3 protein-coding genes are annotated in these 4,053 nt (G+C 56.0%); 2 read left to right on the top strand and 1 reads right to left on the bottom strand.

Annotated elements, in window-relative coordinates; all coding sequences use genetic code 11:
- A partial coding sequence (locus AC1DVH_RS27145; protein WP_477756394.1) for a FadR/GntR family transcriptional regulator occupies positions 1 to 618 on the bottom strand: 618 nt, incomplete at its 3' end.
- Positions 619 to 897: 279 nt separating this feature from the next.
- On the opposite strand from AC1DVH_RS27145, the gene AC1DVH_RS27150 reads away from it, so the two are divergent.
- Together AC1DVH_RS27150 and AC1DVH_RS27155 are read left to right on the top strand one after the other, a co-directional pair.
- On the top strand, positions 898 to 2,391 hold the full coding sequence (locus AC1DVH_RS27150) for an aldehyde dehydrogenase (RefSeq protein WP_477756395.1): 1,494 nt from the start codon (positions 898 to 900) through the stop codon (positions 2,389 to 2,391).
- An 87-nt stretch (positions 2,392 to 2,478) separates the two neighbouring features.
- Entirely contained in the window at positions 2,479 to 3,957 is a 1,479-nt protein-coding gene (locus AC1DVH_RS27155; RefSeq protein ID WP_150727167.1) for an APC family permease, read from the top strand.
- Positions 3,958 to 4,053: the final 96 nt, after the last annotated feature.

Genomic DNA, 4,053 nt, shown 5'->3' on the forward strand with positions numbered 1-4,053 from the left:
TTCCAGGATAGCTCTATGCTCCCGCTCGATGGCCTGTGGATCCGGTTGGCCGGCAAACGGCAGCCATAACAGTTCCCCAAGCTCCGCCTGCAGACGCGCTTCGCTGTGAGTCAGGCGCACAGACTGCGCTGCCACGGCTATTTCTATATGGAATCTGGCGTCTGCTCGGCGGCGCTCTCGCCGCTCTTGAGCGTTGGCCAGGGCGTCGACAAGGCTGCTCAGTCTTGCATGTTGCTCAGGCCCGGTGCGCTGAGCCGCCAGTCGGGCGGCGGCGCCTGAAATGGCAGCGTGTTCATCGGCGAGGTCACGCAGTTCAAGCGTGCTGAATTCACGTAGTTGATCGAACAGGGACTGATCTGAGGTTTGCGGCGCGGCGCAGATGAAGCTCCCGCCGCTGCGTCCGCGCCGGGTTTCGATAACCCCGCGCTCGCGCAAGACCGCAAGCGCGTCCCGCAGCGTAACCGTGGCGACGCCGAGTTGGGTGGCCAGGGCACTTTCATTGGGGAGCTGTTCGCCTTCTGTGAACAACCCCAGATCGATCATTTCTATCAGGCGACGGGTAACAGACTCCGTTTTACCTTCCTGGTTAAGGCGTATGAGGCTTGAAGTAGGGCTCATGGTTGATTCATTCATGGGCGGCGCCGTTTTACGCCTGTGGCAATAGTCCGATGTAGCGTCAAGCGCGTCCGGATGTGCGTTTCTTTTAAAATTCTATTTCATATTTAATATTATTTTTGTACGTATTCGTGGGGGAATTATAGAATTTTAACGCATAAAAAGTCAAAAAAAACGCCTCATATTCGCTTTTCTGGGGTTCTCATGGGCTAAAAGATATGGTTCCATATGTTTAAGGCGATTTGAGATCGCATCCATCCGAACCCAGGAGCAGTTTTAACCATGAGTCAGTTGACCCGATCAGAGTGGGAAGCCAGAGCCAAGGCGCTGAGCATTGAAGGGCGAGCCTTCATCAATGGCAAATATGTGTCGGCCAGTTCAGGTGCAACCTTCGAGTGCATAAGTCCTATTGACGGGCGTGTGCTTGCCTTGGTCGCGAGTTGCGATGCGGCAGATGCGAATTTGGCGGTGGCCAGTGCCCGGTCAGTGTTCGAGTCCGGTGTCTGGTCACGCCAAGCACCTGCAATGCGCAAGGCAGTGATGGTGCGTTTTTCCGAATTGTTGCAGGCCCATTCCGAAGAGCTGGCTCTGCTGGAAACATTGGACATGGGCAAGCCGATTTCCGATTCGCTGTCGGTCGACCTCCCGGGGAGCATTGACAGTATCCGCTGGTGCGGTGAGGCAATAGACAAAATCTACGATGAGGTGGCAGCGACCTCGGTTGATCAGCTCGGGCTGGTTACCCGGGAGCCGGTTGGGGTGGTTGCGACTATCGTGCCGTGGAATTTCCCACTGATGATGGCGTCTTGGAAGTTGGGGCCGGCGCTGGCTGCCGGTAACTCGGTTGTCCTCAAACCCTCGGAGCGTTCTCCGCTGACGGCTATCCGCATCGCACAGCTTGCTCTGGAGGCGGGTCTTCCAGCGGGTGTGCTCAATGTTCTGCCGGGCTATGGCCACACCGTGGGCAAGGCGCTGGCCCTGCACGGTGATGTTGATACCTTGGCGTTTACCGGGTCGACCCAAGTAGCCAAGCAGTTACTGGTTTATGCGGGTGAGTCGAATATGAAGCGAGTCTGGCTCGAGGCCGGCGGCAAAAGTCCCAACATCGTGTTTGCGGATGCCCCCGATCTGCAGGTGGCGGCCGAAGCAGCAGCGGCAGCCATCGCCTTCAACCAAGGTGAGGTTTGCACTGCCGGTTCACGTTTGCTGGTGCAGGCATCGATCAAAGAGCGTTTTGTACCGATGGTTGTCGAGGCCATGAGGGGCTGGAAGCCGGGGCATCCTCTCGACCCTGATACCAACGTCGGCGCAATGGTTGACGGCCGTCATCTGGATGGGGTGATGCAGTACATCGAAGAGGGTCAAGCACAAGGCGCGCGACTCTTGCTCGGGGGACGCGTAGCACAGGTAGAAACCGGTGGCAGTTACGTAGAGCCAACCCTGTTCGACAACGTCAGCAATTCGATGAAAATCGCTCAGGAAGAGATATTCGGTCCCGTACTGTCAGTCATCGAATTCGACGAAGCAGAGGATGCGGTACGCATCGCCAATGACACCCCTTACGGTCTGGCCGCAGCTGTCTGGACGTCTGACCTGTCTCGAGCCCACAACATGGCCCGCGCACTTCGTGCCGGCAGTGTTTGGGTCAACCTCTATGACGGCGGTGACATGATGGCGCCGTTCGGCGGCTTTAAACAGTCCGGTAATGGTCGTGACAAATCTCTGCATGCCTTTGATAAGTACACGGAGATCAAGGCCACCTGGATACAACTCTGAGTCAACTCTGGTTAATCGCGCAACGGATGGGATGGCACTGTCCGATCAACGCCTATTAAAACAAATTCCTTTTTGAAGGATGTTGCAATGAACAGCTCAATTAGCGCCAAGGTAGCTGTAGATCAAGACGCGGAGCAACTCCGCGCCCTTGGGTACACCTCAAATTTCGAACGTAGTATGAGCCTGTGGCAGAACTTTGCCCTTGGATTCACCTATCTGTCCCCGGTGGTAGGGGTCTACACCTTGTTCGGCCTGTGCTTGGCCGCCGGCGGGCCACCAATGTTCTGGTCCTACCTGCTGGTGGGGTTCGGCCAGATGTTGGTGTGTCTGATTTTTTGCGAAGTGGTATCTCAATACCCGATTTCCGGCGGCGTCTATCCTTGGGCCCGTCGTCTGGTTGGCAAGAAGTGGGCATGGATGGTCGGGTGGATTTATGCCATCTCTCTGTGTGTCACCATTGCCGCCGTCGCGCTGGGGGCTGGCCCCTATATCGCAAACCTTCTAGGTTTCGAGTCATCACCGGTAACTAACACGTTGGTCGCGCTATTTTTGACGGCGACGGCGACGGTCTTGAATCTCAGTGGTACCAAGCTATTGGCGCGGGTGGCGATGTTTGGTTTTCTCTGCGAACTAGTCGGGGCTTTGTTGATCGGTGGATACCTGCTGATCTTCGAGCGCCACCAGCCTTTGAGCGTATTGTTCAATACTTTTGATATTTCCATTGATGGGGCCTATTGGCCTGCGTTTCTCACGGCCTCATTGGCAGGGATGTTTCTCTACTACGGCTTTGAAGCTTGCGGCGATGTTGCCGAGGAAACCCCAAATCCTAGCCGCCAAGTTCCAAAGGCGATGCGGATGACTATCTGGATCGGCGGCGCCGCCTCGATCTTTGCGGCCCTGGCGTTGATCCTTGCAGTTCCAGATATGGCTGCGGTCATTTCCGGGCAAGACAAAGACCCGATGTCGACCATATTCGGCAGCGCGTTCGGTCCTGTGGGCTCTCGGGTAGTCATGGCGGTCATTACGGTTTCGTTCGTTTCCTGCGTGCTGAGTTTGCAGGCATCCGCCAGTCGTCTGCTCTATGCCTATGCTCGAGACGAAATGCTCATGGGCAGTAATGTGCTGAAAAAACTCTCGCCTACGACACACGTCCCGACTGCAGCCCTGGTGGTGTGTGGCGTGCTGCCCGCGATCATTGTGTGCGTAGGCTTCTACCTTCAGAACGCTATTGCGCTGGTAGTGAGCTTTGCCGCCATCGGTATTTACCTGGCGTTCCAGATGATTGTTGGCGGTGCGCTGTACGCCCGTATCCGTGGGTGGAAACCCAAGGGCCAGTTCACCATGGGGCGTTGGGGTTGGATAGTGAACATCGCTGCCCTTTGCTACGGCATGTTCGCGATCATCAATATGTCCTGGCCGCGTACCCCGGATGCGCCTTGGTATGTGAACTACGGCATCGCACTTGTCGGTGCCATCGTCATCCTTGTCGGTGTCCTATACATGACCCTGTTTCGTCCCTATGAAAAGGGCAAGGCCCCAGCTTCGGATGCCTGGAAAAACCGCTAATTGACATCAATGCCTGCCGCTAAGCGTGGCAGGCAAACTGATCTTCTAACAATAAGGTTGAAGGCTATGACGTCTCGAATCCACTCACTACTGTTC

It is taken from the genome of Pseudomonas sp. P4_C3 (assembly GCF_056402075.1).

Coding starts and splice junctions, on each gene's coding strand:
- AC1DVH_RS27150 (WP_477756395.1), top strand. CDS start 898: ATGAGTCAGTTGACCCGATCAGAGTGGGAAGCCAGAGCCAAGGCGCTG.
- AC1DVH_RS27155 (WP_150727167.1), top strand. CDS start 2,479: ATGAACAGCTCAATTAGCGCCAAGGTAGCTGTAGATCAAGACGCGGAG.